The organism is Anaerospora hongkongensis (assembly GCF_004339805.1).
GTDB lineage: Bacteria > Bacillota > Negativicutes > Sporomusales > DSM-15969 > Anaerospora > Anaerospora hongkongensis.
The window spans coordinates 61,048-77,963 of record NZ_SLUI01000009.1; the positions used below are offsets into that span (position 1 = coordinate 61,048).

At 43.7% G+C, this 16,916-nt stretch carries 15 protein-coding genes; all 15 read left to right on the forward strand.

Going from position 1 to position 16,916, the window contains the following annotated elements; translation table 11 throughout:
- Window positions 1-161: 161 nt before the first annotated feature.
- The 15 genes from EV210_RS23335 (at window position 162) to EV210_RS14100 (ending at window position 16,896) form a co-directional block, all read left to right on the forward strand.
- Window positions 162-1,367, forward strand: a complete 1,206-nt coding sequence (locus EV210_RS23335) for a flagellin N-terminal helical domain-containing protein (protein WP_279388506.1) — start codon at window positions 162-164, stop codon at window positions 1,365-1,367.
- Window positions 1,368-1,441: 74 nt separating this feature from the next.
- Window positions 1,442-3,355: a tetratricopeptide repeat-containing glycosyltransferase family 2 protein gene (locus EV210_RS14035; protein WP_132081764.1), complete on the forward strand. Its 1,914-nt coding sequence runs from the start codon at window positions 1,442-1,444 to the stop codon at window positions 3,353-3,355.
- Window positions 3,356-3,384: 29 nt separating this feature from the next.
- Window positions 3,385-4,161 (forward strand): glucose-1-phosphate cytidylyltransferase, encoded by a 777-nt coding sequence (rfbF, locus tag EV210_RS14040; protein ID WP_132082050.1) that lies wholly within the window; start codon window positions 3,385-3,387, stop codon window positions 4,159-4,161.
- Window positions 4,162-5,235, forward strand: coding sequence for a CDP-glucose 4,6-dehydratase (rfbG, locus tag EV210_RS14045; RefSeq protein ID WP_132081767.1), 1,074 nt, complete (start codon window positions 4,162-4,164; stop codon window positions 5,233-5,235).
- Window positions 5,236-5,241: 6 nt separating this feature from the next.
- Entirely contained in the window at window positions 5,242-6,129 is an 888-nt protein-coding gene (locus tag EV210_RS14050) for an NAD-dependent epimerase/dehydratase family protein (RefSeq protein WP_132081770.1), read from the forward strand.
- A gap of 25 nt (window positions 6,130-6,154) precedes the next feature.
- Entirely contained in the window at window positions 6,155-7,165 is a 1,011-nt protein-coding gene (locus EV210_RS14055) for a CatB-related O-acetyltransferase (protein ID WP_132081773.1), read from the forward strand.
- 38 nt (window positions 7,166-7,203) lie between these two features.
- Window positions 7,204-8,724, forward strand: coding sequence for a glycosyltransferase (locus EV210_RS14060; protein ID WP_165898906.1), 1,521 nt, complete (start codon window positions 7,204-7,206; stop codon window positions 8,722-8,724).
- A gap of 3 nt (window positions 8,725-8,727) precedes the next feature.
- Window positions 8,728-9,258 carry a dTDP-4-dehydrorhamnose 3,5-epimerase gene (rfbC, locus tag EV210_RS14065; RefSeq protein WP_132081779.1) on the forward strand — a complete coding sequence of 177 codons (531 nt, stop codon included), beginning with the start codon at window positions 8,728-8,730 and terminating at the stop codon, window positions 9,256-9,258.
- Window positions 9,259-9,386: 128 nt separating this feature from the next.
- Entirely contained in the window at window positions 9,387-10,637 is a 1,251-nt protein-coding gene (locus tag EV210_RS14070) for a glycosyltransferase family 4 protein (protein ID WP_132081782.1), read from the forward strand.
- Between the two features lie 16 nt (window positions 10,638-10,653).
- Complete coding sequence (locus tag EV210_RS14075; protein WP_165898907.1) at window positions 10,654-11,763, forward strand: FkbM family methyltransferase; 1,110 nt, start codon at window positions 10,654-10,656, stop codon at window positions 11,761-11,763.
- Between the two features lie 26 nt (window positions 11,764-11,789).
- Window positions 11,790-12,791 (forward strand): radical SAM/SPASM domain-containing protein, encoded by a 1,002-nt coding sequence (locus EV210_RS14080; protein WP_165898908.1) that lies wholly within the window; start codon window positions 11,790-11,792, stop codon window positions 12,789-12,791.
- On the forward strand, window positions 12,781-14,214 hold the full coding sequence (locus tag EV210_RS14085; RefSeq protein ID WP_132081792.1) for an aldo/keto reductase: 1,434 nt from the start codon (window positions 12,781-12,783) through the stop codon (window positions 14,212-14,214). Before EV210_RS14080 ends, EV210_RS14085 begins: the two co-directional genes overlap by 11 nt.
- Window positions 14,204-15,217, forward strand: coding sequence for a radical SAM/SPASM domain-containing protein (locus tag EV210_RS14090; protein WP_132081795.1), 1,014 nt, complete (start codon window positions 14,204-14,206; stop codon window positions 15,215-15,217). Before EV210_RS14085 ends, EV210_RS14090 begins: the two co-directional genes overlap by 11 nt.
- Window positions 15,218-15,219: 2 nt before the next feature.
- On the forward strand, window positions 15,220-16,371 hold the full coding sequence (locus tag EV210_RS14095) for an FkbM family methyltransferase (RefSeq protein WP_132081798.1): 1,152 nt from the start codon (window positions 15,220-15,222) through the stop codon (window positions 16,369-16,371).
- 156 nt (window positions 16,372-16,527) lie between these two features.
- Window positions 16,528-16,896, forward strand: a complete 369-nt coding sequence (locus EV210_RS14100; protein WP_165898910.1) for a flagellar protein FlaG — start codon at window positions 16,528-16,530, stop codon at window positions 16,894-16,896.
- Window positions 16,897-16,916: the final 20 nt, after the last annotated feature.

A 16,916-nucleotide genomic window follows, 5' to 3' on the forward strand; every position in this document is an offset into this window, starting at 1 on the left:
AGTGAGCTAGGACAAGCAAAACGATTAGCGAAGGACATTTTAGTCAAAAATCGACAAATTCGACCTTTAATCAGAGTTAAAACTCCCGCGATATAGTATATGAGGATGTTAACAGTCTGGTTTTCCAGCGGCCGATGGAAAACCGACTGATATTCATTCAAATGACTCGGGCAAGGATGCCTGAGATCGAAATTTCAGGGAGGAATACACTCATGATTATCAATCATAATATTGCAGCTCTTAATACTTATAACCGTTTGTCTTCTAACAACACTAATACTAGCAAATCGCTGGAAAAACTTTCTTCCGGTCTTCGCATCAACCGTGCTGGTGACGATGCTGCAGGTCTTGCAATTTCCGAAAAAATGCGCGGTCAGATCCGTGGTCTTGATCAAGCTGGACGTAATGCGCAGGACTCCATCTCCATGATTCAGACTGCAGAAGGTGCCTTGAATGAAACTCACAGCATTCTTCAAAGAATGCGCGAACTGGCAGTTCAAGCTGGTAACGATACCAACACCAAGGTTGACCGCGGCGAGATTCAAAAAGAGATCAACGCTCTTACTGATGAAATCGACCGGATTGCCAATACTACCGAGTTCAATACCCAAAAGCTGATTGATGGCAGCAAGAAAGGTCTTGTAGAAGCTGCAGCTTCCGAGACTAATATTCAGCTTAATACCCGTGCTAAGATTGGTATTTCTTCTGCAAGTGTTACCAACATCGCAGAAAGTGGTACTATCATCATTACCCGTACTTTGGTTTCGGGAACAGCTACTGCCGGAAGCTTTACTATTGGAAAAGCAGATTCCACTCTTACTGCAGCTTGGGCTTCTAACACTACTGTTACATTTGGTGGCAGCACCATTACGCTTGATGGTTCACTGGATAACCTTGCCGTTGGCGAGAGCATCACACTCAGCGTGAAGAAAGCGGTAGCAGCATCTACTGCTGTTGGCAATTCTTTCAGCATGCAGATCGGCGCTAACAGCGGTCAAAGCATTTTGGTCGGCATGAACTCGATGAAAGCCACTGATATCGGCGTCCGCAACTCCAAGGCTGAAGCGCTAGACGTTAGTTCTTATGACAAAGCTACTGCCGCCGTCAGCACTATTAACGATGCGATTGAATTGGTATCGGCAGAACGCTCCAAATTGGGTGCCGTTCAAAATCGTTTGGAACACACCATCAATAACCTGGGCACTTCGAGTGAAAACCTCACCGCCGCTGAATCTCGCGTTCGCGACGTAGATATGGCGAAAGAAATGATGAACTTCCAAAAGAACAACATTCTTTCCCAAGCTGCTCAAGCTATGCTGGCACAAGCCAACCAACAGCCACAAGGCGTGCTTCAGCTTCTCCGGTAATCCATATTTTACTACCCATAGAGGCCAGAGTGTATACTCTGGCCTCTATTTATAAAGAAAGGACAGTAGGCATAATGAAGATTTCAGCTTGCATGATTGCGAAAAATGAAGAAAAGGTAATTGCCCGTTGTATAGAGAGCTATCGTGCGGCAGTGGATGAAGTTATTGTCGTCGACACAGGCTCAACAGATCAAACGGTGGCAATTGCCAAAAGTCTTGGGGCGAAAGTTTTTCACTTTACCTGGATTGATGATTTTGCCGCCGCGAAAAATTATGCTATTTCTAAGGCTAAAGGCGACTGGATTGTATTTTTGGATGCCGATGAGTATTTTGTGGAAGGCACAGGTGGGAAGCTGCGTACATGTTTGGAAAAACTGGACAAGGCATTTGGTGCTGTAGCCTGCAGGATGATTAATATTGATGAAGTCAACGGAAAAACTATCAGTGAAATTGTTCATGTGCGGATATTTAAAAAGGATAAACAGCTTCGCTATGTCAACCCGATTCATGAAGCGCTGCATTACCGCGACAAAGACGGGAACATAAATGCTTACTTGGCTGATAAAGGGGAACTGCTCATCCATCACACTGGCTATTCAGCGACTGTTAATCAGGTAAAAGCGCGCCGAAACCTGGAACTGTTGCTGAAACAGGTTGATGACAATATCGCGGCAAAACCGGAATATTATTATTATATCGCGGATACTTATTTTACCTTGGACAAGTGGGATAAGGTCATTACCTACATTCGCTTGTTTATAGACACGGGTGCCAAACTGACAAATCTTAATGTACGGGTATACAATATTTTAATTGATGCGATGATGGAACTTGGGTATTCCTTGAACGAGATTATGCGGGAAGTGAATATCGCGATCACGCAATTTCCCCAGCATCCATTGTTTCATTTTTATAAAGGCAAGTTGCTATATGATGACAAATGCTATGACGCTGCGTTTACTGAACTGCGGCAAGCACTACAATTGCATGAAAACTATCAGGATATCGAAGTAAATTCTCTGGCCGTCAATCTTGGTACATTGTATAATCTTATGGCGGTTATCAGTGAATTCCGTAATGACGCTGGCACAGCAATTGAGTATTATCTGGAAACCTTGAAACTGGACAAATATGATGCAACTGCTTTTGACCGGCTGTTAAAGCAAATACGGTCGCAGCCGCTGCAGGATATAATTTCTTTTCTGAACACTTTATATGACGTTGAATATGAAGCCGATCTGGATTTTTTGGCGACCTCCTTGGTTAACCATGCCGTACCCCAGGTTCTGGCTTACTATACAAGTTTGCGAGAAAAAAAGTATCCAAAACAAGACTACGTGGTTTTACAAATGTTAGTGGCTAATGGGCATTATGATAAAGCATTTGCTGCTTTATTAGAATGCTATAGCAGGGATGGGGATGAGCGCCTGGCACTAGTGTCGGCGACAGCAGCAATGTTAAGTGGTAATGGAGCGTATATGGAGAAAGCTTCAGAACAGTTGCCGTCTGCCTATGCCAAGCTCCTTAAAGCGTATCGCGGCGATATTATATTATTTGCTGAAGAAGATAAAGCAGCTTTTCTTAACTTGGTGCGCACTTTTATCTTCTGGGCCGGTGATGACGCAATGCAGAAGATGCTTAATCTTATTGACCAATTCCCGAACGGCATGGGCATTTCGGTTGCCAGCCTGTTTGTTCAGGAAGGGTATTATCAGGCTGGGCTGCAATATTACGATTATGCTGTGCAGCGTTCTGTGTACGCAGGCATTCAGGTGCATTCGGGGCTGTATTTTAATCAGGGATACTGTCTGCACCGCTTGAATAACCCCGTAGCCGCTACGGAGGCTTTTCTTAAGGCGTATGAGGCAGGCTACCGCGTTAACGATATTTATGAGTTTTTGCGTTGGAATATTGGCAAGCTAGATGCAGACAGTTTGAGAGTGCGGGTTAATGAAATATTGCAGCATAGTTCTGAGGTTGAACCATAAAATTTAATTTCTAAGAGGGGAGACTAATGATGAAGGTTGTTATACTCGCCGGCGGATATGGGACTCGTATTAGTGAAGAGTCCCATCTGAAACCTAAACCGATGATTGAGATTGGGGAACGTCCCATACTATGGCATATTATGAAATTATATTCCCACTACCAGTTTAATGATTTCATCATTTGTTTAGGCTATAAAGGACATATGATTAAAGAGTACTTTGCTAATTATTTTTTGCATGGTTCGGATGTTACTTTTGATCTAGCCAACAATAGCACATCCACTCATTCCAGTACAGAGGTGGAACCCTGGAAAGTTACTCTGGCTAATACCGGTTTGGATACTTTGACCGGCGGCCGGATAAAGCGAATACAAAAATACATTGGCAACGAGACTTTTATGCTTACTTATGGTGATGGGGTCGCTGATATTAATATAGAAGAACTTGTTGCTTTTCATAAGTCCCATGGAAAGCTTGCCACGGTAACGGCCGTTCAGCCCAGCGGCAGATACGGAGTTTTAGGGCTTAACGAGGATGCCAGCGTTTTGGAGTTTATTGAAAAACCTAAGACTTTGGATGCATGGGTAAACGGTGGTTTTTTTGTCTTAGAGCCGGAAATTTTCGAGTACCTTGAAGGTGATCAGACTTCGTTTGAAGGCCATCCCCTCACCGAACTGGCAGAGGCGGGGCAAATTATGGCTTATAACCATAGTGGCTTTTGGAAATGCATGGACACGCAGCGAGATAAAATTATCCTGGAGAGTTTATGGGCGAGCGGGCAAGCTCCCTGGAAGGTATGGATGTAGTTGAGTTTTGAACAAGTTAAGAAAGCCTATTGCGGGCAGACGGTATTAGTAACAGGCTGCAGTGGCTTCAAAGGCTCCTGGCTGTCGGTATGGCTGAATACACTAGGCGCCAGGGTTGTCGGATATGCGCTTAAGCCGCCTACAGAGCCGGCTATGTTTCGCGCTTGCAGCTTAGATAAGCATATAATCAGTATAGAAGCCGATATTCGCGACAATGCTGCTTTGACCGCAGTATTCAAAACCTATAAGCCTGATATCGTTTTTCACTTAGCTGCTCAACCTCTGGTGCGTTACTCGTATTTACAGCCGAGGGAGACTTTCGAAACAAATGTAATGGGCACTGTTAATGTCTTAGAAGCTGTTAAAAATACTGGGACAGCTAAGTCTATTGTTGTTATTACAACTGATAAATGCTATGAAAACCGCGAATGGGTTTACGGCTATCGTGAAACAGATCCTCTTGGAGGCTATGATCCCTATAGTGCCAGTAAAGGCTGCGCTGAACTCGTTGTATCAGCATTTCGCAACAGTTTTCTCATGGGCAGCGGGATAGGTCTGGCTTCCGCCAGGGCTGGGAATGTAATCGGTGGCGGTGATTGGGCAATTGATCGATTATTGCCTGATTTTGTCCGGGCAGTCATAGCCGACAAGCCTATGGGGATAAGAAACCCCTTGTCTACCCGCCCTTGGCAGCATGTGCTGGAACCATTGTACGGTTATCTAGTGCTGGGAGCGCTATTGCTGATTGAGCCGGAAAGGTACAGCAGTGCCTGGAATTTCGGCCCCAGAGATACTGATGTGTTGTCTGTAGATGAGATTCTTAAGTTGGCAATAACGGAGTGGGGAGCGGGAAGGGTAGAAAAAGAAGCTGTTAAGCAACCGCATGAAGCTGCTTTGCTAAAACTTGATATTAGCAAGGCCGAGGCTTATTTACGATGGCATCCGGTATTTTCATGTAGTGAGGCAATAAAAAGAACTGTTGAATGGTACAAAAAATATTATGAAAAGCCTCAAAGTGATATGTTTTCCTTTACTGTTGAGCAGATTAGGGAGTACGAACGTATTCGGAGTTGAGATGGTATGGATAAGGTACTTGTAACCGGAGCTACCGGATTTATTGGCTCAAATTTAGTAAAAAGATTGATCGAAAATGATGTTGAAGTCCATATTATTACACGGGCCACTTCCCGGGTGGAGCAATCTGACATTAGCAGTCTTCCTGTTGTGATTCATCAGCATGACGGTACAACGGCAGGATTAGTAGAAATTTTTCAATTGGCACGGCCTGAAACGGTGTTTCATCTGGCAGCTAAGTTTGCGGCCGAGCATGAGAGTCGAGATATAGCAGAACTGGTGAACAGCAATCTGCTGTTTGGTGTGCAGCTTTTGGAAGCCATGGCGGTAACGCAGGTTCCCCATTTAATAAATGCAGGCACTGCCTGGCAGCATTTTAAGCAGGAAGCCTATAATCCGGTTAATCTGTATGCAGCAACCAAGCAGGCTTTCGAAACACTGGCTGCCTATTATGTCCGGGCCGGTTTATTAAAGATGGTTACGTTAAAACTGCTGGATACCTACGGACCTAATGATCCAAGGTCTAAATTATTTACCTTGTTTAAGCGCGTAAGCTCCGGCGGTGAGCGGTTAAAGATGTCTCCCGGCGAACAACGGTTGGGATTTGTCTATATTGATGATGTGGTAAACGCCTTCTTAACGGCAGAACAATATATTCAAGTGTTACCGGATTATGAAATGCCATCCTATAGTATTGCTCCTGACCGCTTGTATTCTTTGCGGGAAATTGCGGCTCTGTATGAGGTGGCCAGTGGCAAACGACTAAATATTGGCTGGGGAGAACGGACATACCGCCGCCGGGAGGTCATGGAACCGTATGTTGGCACACGGCTTCCCAACTGGGAGGCAAAGGTTGCTTTGGCAGAGGGGATAAAGAAGTGCTTGGAAATCTGAGGAATGAACGATAAGGGGTATTTTGATGATTTGTACTTTTTCCGATACAAGTTTTGCAGATCGTATAAGAACTGTTTTGGTTAATGATGGCGAATTTAATGAATTCCCTCTTATTACATTAGGTATTAAGAGTTATGTGGCGAATGCTGTAATTGAAACGTTCTTGCATAAAGAATCAAACCACTTGATGATAGGTAATTATTGTTCTATTGCTCATGATGTTAGTTTTTTAATTAATCTTGACCATAATTATAGATATGTTTCTACATATCCAATTGCCAATATATGCTCTTCTTGGAAACATGAGTGTTTAGAGCTGAGTAAGGGGCAAATTATTATAGGGAATGATGTATGGATAGGGCGAAGCGCTACGATATTAGATGGTGTTTGTATCGGTAATGGAGCGATTGTTGCCGCAAATTCGGTAGTTACAAAAAATGTTCCGTCATATGCAATTGTTGCTGGCAACCCTGCAAAAATTGTCAAATATAGATTCTCAGAGGAAATTATTCATAAACTTAATACGATAAAATGGTGGTACTGGGAGAAAGAAAACATTTTGCAAAATAAGGAGTTCTTTGAAAGTAGTTCCTTGAAAGGACTTGATTTGTTGTACCATGAGTCGCTCCGATGTCAAATGAGTAAAGGTGTGAAAGATACGGAGTTTTCTAAGTTCAAATCAAAATATTTATTCATCCCTGACTTTGGAAGTTCTTACTCGATCTGGCATAAAGTTCTTACTGATTTTATTAACCGATTTACTTTGGCTGATGATGCAGCATTAGTTTTATGGGTTCCCAATATAGAAAGCTATAATAAGGAAATTTTATATATTACGCAAATGCTTCAGTCGAATATAAATGCCCCCATTGTTTGTATAGAAGACAAAAACTCTTTTGCAAATGAAATTGAGCTATTGAGCTATGTCGATTATTACATATCCACACGTGATATAAGGTCGTTAAAGTGCATAGATTATGCGCAGGATCTGGGGGTTAAGTATATATCGGGCATGAAATGCCCTTTATTCATATGATAGTACTGGATGAGTGGAATTTAGGGAGGCATTATACAGTGAAGGACGATTGCTATGTTGAAACAATTGTCATAGATTCAGATACATTCACCCTACGGCCAAATTCTTTTAGTATATATGAAAATCGTAGAAACGCATATTTTATGTACGACAAGCCAGATGTGCCGACATGCTCCATTGTTGTGACGGGATATAACCGTCTGGATAAGACTAAATATTGCGTTGAGTGTATTTTGAAATATACGCAAGATGTGAATTACGAACTCATTCTAGTCGATAATGGCAGCAATGATGGGACGCTAGAGTTTTTCCAGTCGGTACACTATCCAAATAAGAAGATCATTCATGTGACACAGAACCGCGGAACATTTTTACCTTTTCGATATTATATCAATATGTTTAAAGGCAAATATCTTGTAAATATATCTAATGATATTTATGTAACCCGAAACTGGTTAACCAATCTGCTGAAGTGCTATCAATCAGACCCGAAAATTGGTTTTGTCGAGCCAGTTTCTTCTAATGTATCCAATCTGCAGGAAGTCAATCTTGGTTTTTCTGATCTTGATGATATGCAGAAAAAAGCTGCTGCGTTTAATCAAAGTGATCCGACAAAATGGGAGGAGCGTATGCGGCTCGTCAGTGTGATTAACCTTTTTTCACGAGATGTTTTAGATAATGTTGGTATAAACGATGCCGCTTACCTTTATGATTTTGCGGAGGATGACCTTTGCATCCGTATGCGGCGCATGGGTTATAAACTTGTACTCTGTCGCGATACGTGGATTTGTCATGACCACGATTTCCGTAATATGGAGGATAAGGATCCTGATGCATATCAGGCAAGTTTAGAAAGCGGCCGTGCCGTTTACCGCGAGAAGTATCATGGTATTGATCCATGGGATGATATAGTTAATTTAGAACTGACTCTTCTCGCTCCGCTTGATTCTGCTCATCTTCCAGAATCGGTAAAGGTCCTAGCGGTTGATGTACGCTGCGGTTCTCCGGTCCTGGAGATACGCAACCGCTTGAAACGGCGTGGGATTGCAAAAGTTATATCATATGCTTTCACAACGGATGCGAAGTATTTTCTTGATTTACAGACGGTGGATGCTGAAGTTGTGTGCGACAGAATTGACTTCATACAGCAGTATTATGCCAATGACATATTTGATGTTGTCGTAATCGGTGAACCCATCAATACCTATCCTATGCCGATTAGGCTTTTACAAAATCTGTACGGCTTTCTTAAGCCAGGTGGCATGTTATTGTTTAAAGTCCGCAATACCGATAATTATCGTGCATTTTTGCGTTCTATTGGGCTGGAGGTGGCGTCTGACCCGGATCTTCCTGCGGGCACACCGTTACATGAAGTTCTTGAGTGCCTGAAGCTTTTTGGTGCAAGTGAATGTACTGTTTCTACTAACATGGAAGATATATCGGAGGCTGATCAAAAGTTCTTGTTTGATAAGCTAACGGCAGCAAACCCGAACGCCGATCAGGCAACGCTGAACCGGCTGTGTATCAGGGATTATTGCGTTAAGGCTATCCGGAGGTAGAGAGTGAACATTATAGCAACAAAAATATCAGGTGTTTATGTTGTAAAACGTGAGCCTTTTGCCGATGAACGCGGGACGTTTTCCCGTATGTTCTGCCGCCGTGAACTGGAGGCCGCAGGACTATGTGGCGATATTGCACAAATAAATCTGTCGACCAATCGAAACAAAGGCACACTCCGGGGACTGCACTCTCAATCCGGCAATGCGTCCGAAGATAAATTGGTCACATGTGTACAAGGTGCGATATTTGATGTGTGTGTCGATGTTCGTAAAGAATCACCGACGTATGGGGAGTGGGTTGGCGAAACACTTTCGGCAGAGAATGGGGTTGGTTTGTATATTCCGAAAGGCTGTGCCCATGGGTATGTATCCTTGACTGACGATACACAAGTATTATATTTTACTACACAGTTTTATCAGCCCAATACAGAAGAAGGTTATCGGTTTGATGATCCCGCTTTTGGAATTGAGTGGCCTATCTCAGGACCATACATACTGAGCGAAAAGGACAAAGCCTGGGCCTATATTTACTGAGGGAGACGAGTCGTGATACATGCAATCATAACTGGCGGTACAACAGGATTTACTAAGGAAACAGGCCATGTGCTTCAGGACGGTCTAAAGCAGGCAATTCGAGGTGTAGCTAGGTGGGTGAAGATGAGATGAAAATCCTACATATTGCTGTGCATATGGGAGGGGGTATCGGCTCTGCCTACGCCGGTCTGGGAACCTGTGGGCGCCAACAGTCTATCCTTCTCCTGGAAGAACCGATCGATAAAAGCTCTCTTGCTAAAGTTCAGAGGGAAGGTTTTCGTATCTTTTTTGCAACAGATAAGGAGGAAATCAAGAGGGAGTTGGCGGAGGCCGATATCGTTGTATTTAACTGGACTCATCATCCTGCACTTACCCAATTTTTACATCAGTTCCCTGACATCCCCATTCGGAGCGTGCTCTGGTGTCATGTATCCGGTAACTATTTCCCCGCTTTGCGCGCTGAATTTTTAGAATGCTTCGAGCAAGTGATTTTTGCTTCACCGTATAGCCTGCAACTGCCGCAGATTCAAAAAATGGGTGCCAAATATATAAGCGAACATTTTGATGTGGTATATGGCTTGGGCGATTTGAGGCGGTTTGCGCAAAGCTCACGAGAGCCACATGGTAAATTTGTAATAGGTTATGTAGGAACACATGGCTTTTGCAAGCTTCATCCAAAGTTTGTGGACTTCTGTGCTGCGGTTACTGTTCCAAACGTAGAATTTGCGATGGTGGGAAGTCCTGTTACACGGGAGGAGATTCTTTCTGCCGCAAAACAAAAGGGAATTGAGGATCGGTTTACCTTTTATGGACAGGTCGATAATGTCCCCCAACTGCTATCAAGGATGGACGTATTTGGATATCTGTTGAATCCACAGCATTTTGGCGCTACGGAAAATGCATTGCTGGAGGCAATGGCAGCGGGACTCCCCGTGGTCGCCCTCAATCAGTGTGTGGAAAGCGTTATTATCAGGAATGGAAAAACCGGGATACTGGTCAAAAATCCGCAAGAATATGGGAAGGCAATCCAGCGGCTCTACGAAGACCGGGAGTTAATGGCTCATATGGGAGAAGCAGCTTGCCGGGATGTGCTGCAGCGTTTTTCTGTTGAAACAAATCGGCAGCGCTTTTTAGAGCGGTGCAGCCGGATAATGCACCAGCCGAAACGAGTACATCGTTTTGGTGATTTTTTTGGAGATACGCCGGCCGATTGGTTTCTATCCTGTGTGGGTGATGATAGGACTTGCTTTCTTGAGGAGCGTGCCGGGGATGCGGGGCTCATTTTCTATGAGCCCACGAAAGGATCTCCCCACCATTACCATACATATTTTCCAGAGGACAGACAGCTAGCTCTTTGGGCGAAACAACTTAGAAAGTAAAAGGATGTTTATATATATGGATAACTTTTATGAAGAATTGGCTCAGATTAAGCAAGAATATGCTAAGGGAGAGCATCGGAAAAAGCTGGATTTTCTTCTGAATACACTTCGCTCTCAGCCCTTTGTCATTTATGGTTCGGGGCATTTAGGACAAATCATTTATCAATATTTATTGAAGCAAGGAATCAAGGCAGAAGCCTTTTGCGATACATTTCGCAGCGGCATAGATAAAACTACAGGCGTTCCTTTAATCGTGCCGGAAGCGCTGAATGCAAGCTATACGAACAGGATAGTGGTTATGGGAACATCTAACTATAACGCCTATTACTATGACCAAATCTGTGCAAGGTTGAAAGAAATTGGATTTCAAGGGACGGTGGTAACGCCGGAGCAGCTTCTTCTTCCTGTTTATTTTTTAGAGGCAATTCAAGATGCGGATAATCCCCTCCCTCACGTGGAACGGTATGGGGAGATGTGGAACTTCCTTGCGGATGATACTTCAAAACGAGTTTTGTTGGATAGAATCCGTCATTTATTGCTTTGGGAAGCAATGCCCCATGAGCCATATGCCAATCAATATTTTGAACCCGGAATAATTCATTTAACTGAATCAGAAGTTTTTGTGGATTGTGGTTTTTATACAGGAGACACTGCAGAAACGTTTATCCGTCAAACAAAAGGAAGATATCAACACATCTACGGATTTGAACCGGATAGTATAAATATTGAAAAATGCAATTTAGACAGGGATAAGATTTCTCTTATACAACAAGGAGTGTGGAGCGAAGAAACAATTTTGCGGTTTACCACCTCGACATCATTTGGAACCATGTCTGCAGTTGGGGATATCGAGATTCCTGTTACATCGCTTGACTCCTTTTTTGTGAACAAACAGGATATACCGACTTTCATTAAAATGGATATTGAAGGTTCTGAAAAGCAGGCATTGCTGGGGGCAGCACATATCATCAAAAAACACAAACCCAAACTTGCCTTATGCGTTTATCATAAACTTGAAGATTTATATGAACTGCCTCGCATTATCAAGGATCTCCGGCCAGATTATCAGTTCTATCTACGCCATTACAGTGACTGTTATGTTGAAACTGTACTTTATGCTATCTAACTATGTTGCGAGGAAAGGAGGCTAACATGGCGATTTGCGGAATAAAAGGGGAAACTAAGCGAATTCAGTTGGAGGATCACATCCCGCTCAAAACTCCGCTGAAGGTTTTGTTGGAAGCCTCCAGCATTTGCAATTTTCGGTGCTCATTTTGTCCGCATGGAAACGGCGAGGCGGCAAAGCTCATGCCACAAGGTATTATGCCGGTTTCTCTTGCCCAAAAGTGTATTGATGATCTGGCGGCTTTTCCTGATAAAGTAAAAACACTTGCTTTTGTTAGTTTTGGTGAGCCGCTTGTTAATAAGAATCTGGAAGAAATCATTCAATATGCAAGAGAAAAAGAGGTTAGCGAGAAGCTGGAAATCACCACAAATGCCTCTTTACTGACAAGAGAACGCTCGGAGAAGCTGCTGGATGCTGGAATTACACTAATTAATATTTCTATATATGGGCTGAACACACAACAGTATAAGGAGTTTTCCGATGTATCAATAGACTTTGAGCGTTTGGTTCAGAATATTGAATATCTCTACTCTCTTTGCCAAAATACCCAGGTTGTTGTAAAAATTAGTGATGCTGTTTGTAACTCAGCAACAGAACGGGAAGAGTTTTACCGAATTTTTTCCCCTATTTGTCATAAGATGTGTATTGAGCACGCAGTTCCGCTATGGTATGAGTTGCACGGCAGTGCAGAGGATGGTTCCAGAGATATTTACGGGAATCCCGCATGCAATAAAGAGATATGCCCTTTACCCTTTTTTACTATGTCGATTAACTCAAATGGGGTGATCAGCCCCTGCTGCAATGATTGGCAGAACCGGTTGGTTATGGGGGATGCTTCGCATCAGTCCCTACTTTCCATCTGGAATGGAAAAGAGTATCTTGCATTGCGGAAAAAGCTGCTTGCTTATGGGAACAAAGGGGGAGCTCCCTGCTGCAATTGCCGCTATCATGAGCTGGTTGCCATGGACAACATTGATCCGTTCCGGGAAGTTTTGCTGAAAAGGTTGGAAGAAAAGCATGCTTTATAGACCATATGGGGATACGGGCAAGCAGGTATCGCTGGTCGGCATGGGCACCGCCAGACTGTCTGCAGACCCTGCTCTGTTTTCCTCTAATGTCGAGTTAGTCCTCAAAGCGGCTTCAATGGGCGTGAATTATTTTGATACAGCACCCACTTATGCTTCCGGGGTGGCAGACAAAATTTTAGGCGAAGCCTTTTCTGAAATGAAAGGTCAAAATTTTTATGTATCGTCTAAATCCATGCTGAGTATGGATCCGACGGCTAGTGATGTGCTGCGCCGGATTGAGGCCGCGCTAAAGATCCTACACGTGGAAAAAATCACTTTTTTTCACATGTGGAGTGTGCTGGATGTGGGGCAATACCGGAAGATTATTGCTCCCGGCGGCCCTTATGAAGGAGCACTGAGGGCAAAGGAAGAAGGGCTTGTTGAGCATATTTGTTTTTCTGCCCATTGTGATGGACAGGAAATTGCTCAAATTATTAATGATCGTCTGTTTGAGGGCGTTACCCTGGGCTTCAACGCTATCAATTACAGGCACCGCTTGGACGGGCTCAAGATGGCGAAGGGAAGCGGGCTGGGAACAGCTATTATGAATCCTCTGGCGGGGGGGATGATACCTGCAAATCCGGACTATTTCCGGTTTCTGAACAGAGCTGGAAATTCAGTAGTAGATTCTGCGATTCAATTTGTAGCGGCTCACCAGGAAGTCAGTACTATTCTCATTGGTGTGAATAACCTGCGCGACCTGACGGAGGCAGTATCTGCCATTTCCCGGACAGAGCATTTGTCCGAGAGCTTGTGGCATGAGATTGTTTCCGCAATCCCCGAACCGGAAGAACCCTTGTGCACTATGTGCGATTACTGCCGGGGCTGCCCCGCCGGATTACCGGTCAACCAGATCATGGGAACCTACAATGAGTACATCCTTTCCTCATACGATGAAAAACACTTCCATGAGTATCGCAAGATGTTTTATGGTCAGTACCCCTTTGAAACGCTTCCGTGCATCAAATGTGGCCACTGTGAAAGAAAGTGCACGCAGCACCTGCCGATTATCAGCCGGATAGAGAAAATAAATGCTATTTGTAATGAGGAAGCCGCTAAACAAAAAGCCTTGCTACAGCGCTTTTTCCCTGATGAAAGTTACCCTAAGACAGGAATTTATGGACTGTCTATTGACGCGGAAACGATGCTGAAAGCGCATCAGAATTTTTTTGGCGGCCTGCCGGAGCAAATTGAATTTTTCGATTCGAATCCGGCTAAATGGGGAAACTGCGTTTTAGGATCTGAGAAAACTATTCTGCCGCCTTCCGAAATAAAAGCGCGAAAGGTGAAACGCATTCTGATTACTGCTACAAAATACGCTGAGGAAATTACGCAATTTCTTAAGGATTACGTGGAGGAGGGCACCGAAATCGATGTCTTATAAGGCTCACATTCTTAGTCAGAAGCGCGTTGCGCTACAAGATGTCGTACCGTTGCCCGCGCCGTTTACCATTTTGATAGAGGTCTCACGGCTGTGTAATTTCCGCTGTGCATTTTGTCCACAGAGCCGAAGCGGCGATTTTCCACTCTTCTCTGTTAATCGGATGGATATGGAAACATTTGAGCAAATTGTAGAGCAGATGCTGGCGTTTCCCCAAAAAATAAAAAAAGTCTATATGCACGGGACAGGAGAATCTACGTTAAATCCGCAGCTTTCCAATATGATTAGTCTTTTAAAAAAGAGTGGAGCGGCAGAATATATTGATTTAACGAGCAATGGCGCGTTGCTTACTGAAAGTTTGGGCAAAAGTCTCGTGGACGCGGGACTTGACCATCTGCATATTTCCGTGGAGGGGCTTTCCACAGAGCAGTATGCTCAGGTCACCGGCACTCATTTTGTTAAGTTTGATGGGTTTGTAGATCAAATCCGGAAATTTTCAAAAGTAAGAAAGAATTGTCGGCTGACCATTAAAATAGCCAGTACCAGTCTACAGATGGAGGGGGATAAGGAGCGGTTTATTTCCACTTTTTCCCCTTGGTGCGATGATATTTTTGTAGAAAATATTTATCCTATCTGGCCCGACTTTGCTCTGCCTGATTCACAGGTAACAGGTCGCGAGGAAATAGGACAATATGGGCAGGCCGTAGCTGAAAAAGAGGTTTGTCCTCAAATTTTTTCGGTATTAGCAATAAAATGTGACGGTAGTGTATCTCCCTGCAGCGTGGATTGGCGCAATGAAGCAGCCTTGGGTAATATCCAGCAGGAAACCCTCTGCGAAATCTGGAATGGGGAGCAGTTGCGAAAGTTTCGTTTACAGCAGCTGAAGCTGGGAAGGCGTATTCTGAAGCCGTGCAAGGATTGTGGACTGCCCAAATATTCGTGTGTTGATAATCTGGACTTTTACCGAAAAGAATTAATTGAAAAAATTAGCACAACAGGAGGGTAAGAATGCACCAGAAATACTTACGGGAACTGGAACTTATTTTGCAGGAAAGGGAAGCTGCAGCGCCGATCTCTATTCGAGAGGTTATGAAAACTTTGTCTGACAAGCCCATCGTTCTTTATGGAGCTGGTGCGTTTGGCAGTGAAAATTTAGCTTTATTTCGCAAATATGGAGTAAATCCTGTCGCCTTTTTGGATCAAAAAGCAGAACCTGGAAGCTTGAAGGAAGGAATCCCGGTTTACCACCCGGATGACGCCGCGCTTTCTCCTGCATTTCGAGAGAATTGTACGATCTATATCTCCATCACAATTCCCAAAAGAATTATGGCGGCGATAAAGGAGAGCCTGTTTGAATGGGGCTATTCCGATTGTCGGGTGGTGCAAAGCGTAACTGCAAGACAGATCCAATTTGAGCATAATTCGGACGAAAACCCTGGAAATGATTATGTAACGATGCATAAAGAGCAGATTCTGCATGCGCTGACGCTGATGTCGGACGAAGAAAGCTGTAAAACTTACGTCTCCAGTATTCGGGCACATTTGCTGAGAGACTATGAAAACTGTGTGGAGACAGATTTTCCTGTACAATATTTTAATGCAGGTGTTCCACTGAAAAGGGGATTTTCTTCTTTCGTAGACTGTGGAGCCTATAATGGGGATAGCCTGAAGAGCATTCTACAATATTGCGATCATCTGGAAACTTACGTTGGCTTTGAGCCGATTGTACCAAATTTTTCTGCGCTGTCTTACGAGGCAGATCAATTGGGGACTGCTGTAAAGAGAGCATATCTATTTCCCTGCGGGGTGGCCGAACAAACAGGCAGTGCTCGTTTTACCATCGCAGCAAGCTCCAGCTCAATGACAGACAGCGGATCTGGTGAAGTATTGCCATTGGTTCGCATAGATGATGTAATAAAACGTGTTCCTGTTACCTTCCTAAAGATGGACATTGAGGGTGCTGAATTATCGGCGTTACGGGGCGCATCCACACTTATTATGACGCAAGCGCCGGATCTGGCAATATCTGTATATCATTATGCCAATCATTATTGGGAAATCCCTTGTTTGATCGAAAGCATGAATTCTGGATACCGATTCTTTTTGCGAGCGCATACCCCTGCTACTCTAGAGACAGTTCTATATTGTATTGAAGGATAGTAATTCAAATAGCCGCTATTGGCGTAGTGTGGGCGAATTTTCATCTGGTTGCTGCAGCATTAATTCTGCAGCAAATTTTTTATGAAAGGCTCTTTAGAAACAGTCAAAATTCTTCGATATAACAATAGAGAAGAATTTGACGAGGTGGAACAAGACATGGATGTCACTTTAAAAACTGCCGCGATACTTTCAACTAACTCGGCATCGAAGAACTCAGCAGATAATCTGCCTGGCGGATCTGCAGCAGCTAAGTTTGCCAAAAACTATGATTACCCTAAACAAACAGAAGCTAATCCCCTTAGCCGCGATGAGGCCGAGCAAGTCACCGATAAAATGAATAAGTTAATGCAACTCATAAATACTGATTTGCAGTTTTCTTTGCATGAGAAAACCAAGCGGCTGATTGTGCAAATGGTTGATAAGCGGGACGGTACGGTTTTAAAGGAATTTCCACCGCATGAATTATTGGATACAATTGCCAACATACAAGAATACGTTGGGCTATTGTTAGATAAAAAGGCATAGTTTAGATAGGGAGGTTGTAC

Coding starts and splice junctions, on each gene's coding strand:
- EV210_RS14095 (WP_132081798.1), top strand. CDS start 15,220: ATGCACCAGAAATACTTACGGGAACTGGAACTTATTTTGCAGGAAAGG.
- EV210_RS14085 (WP_132081792.1), top strand. CDS start 12,781: ATGCTTTATAGACCATATGGGGATACGGGCAAGCAGGTATCGCTGGTC.
- EV210_RS14100 (WP_165898910.1), top strand. CDS start 16,528: ATGGATGTCACTTTAAAAACTGCCGCGATACTTTCAACTAACTCGGCA.
- EV210_RS14050 (WP_132081770.1), top strand. CDS start 5,242: ATGGATAAGGTACTTGTAACCGGAGCTACCGGATTTATTGGCTCAAAT.
- EV210_RS14080 (WP_165898908.1), top strand. CDS start 11,790: ATGGCGATTTGCGGAATAAAAGGGGAAACTAAGCGAATTCAGTTGGAG.
- EV210_RS14070 (WP_132081782.1), top strand. CDS start 9,387: ATGAAAATCCTACATATTGCTGTGCATATGGGAGGGGGTATCGGCTCT.
- EV210_RS14055 (WP_132081773.1), top strand. CDS start 6,155: ATGATTTGTACTTTTTCCGATACAAGTTTTGCAGATCGTATAAGAACT.
- EV210_RS14035 (WP_132081764.1), top strand. CDS start 1,442: ATGAAGATTTCAGCTTGCATGATTGCGAAAAATGAAGAAAAGGTAATT.
- rfbF (WP_132082050.1), top strand. CDS start 3,385: ATGAAGGTTGTTATACTCGCCGGCGGATATGGGACTCGTATTAGTGAA.
- EV210_RS23335 (WP_279388506.1), top strand. CDS start 162: ATGACTCGGGCAAGGATGCCTGAGATCGAAATTTCAGGGAGGAATACA.
- EV210_RS14090 (WP_132081795.1), top strand. CDS start 14,204: ATGTCTTATAAGGCTCACATTCTTAGTCAGAAGCGCGTTGCGCTACAA.
- EV210_RS14075 (WP_165898907.1), top strand. CDS start 10,654: ATGGATAACTTTTATGAAGAATTGGCTCAGATTAAGCAAGAATATGCT.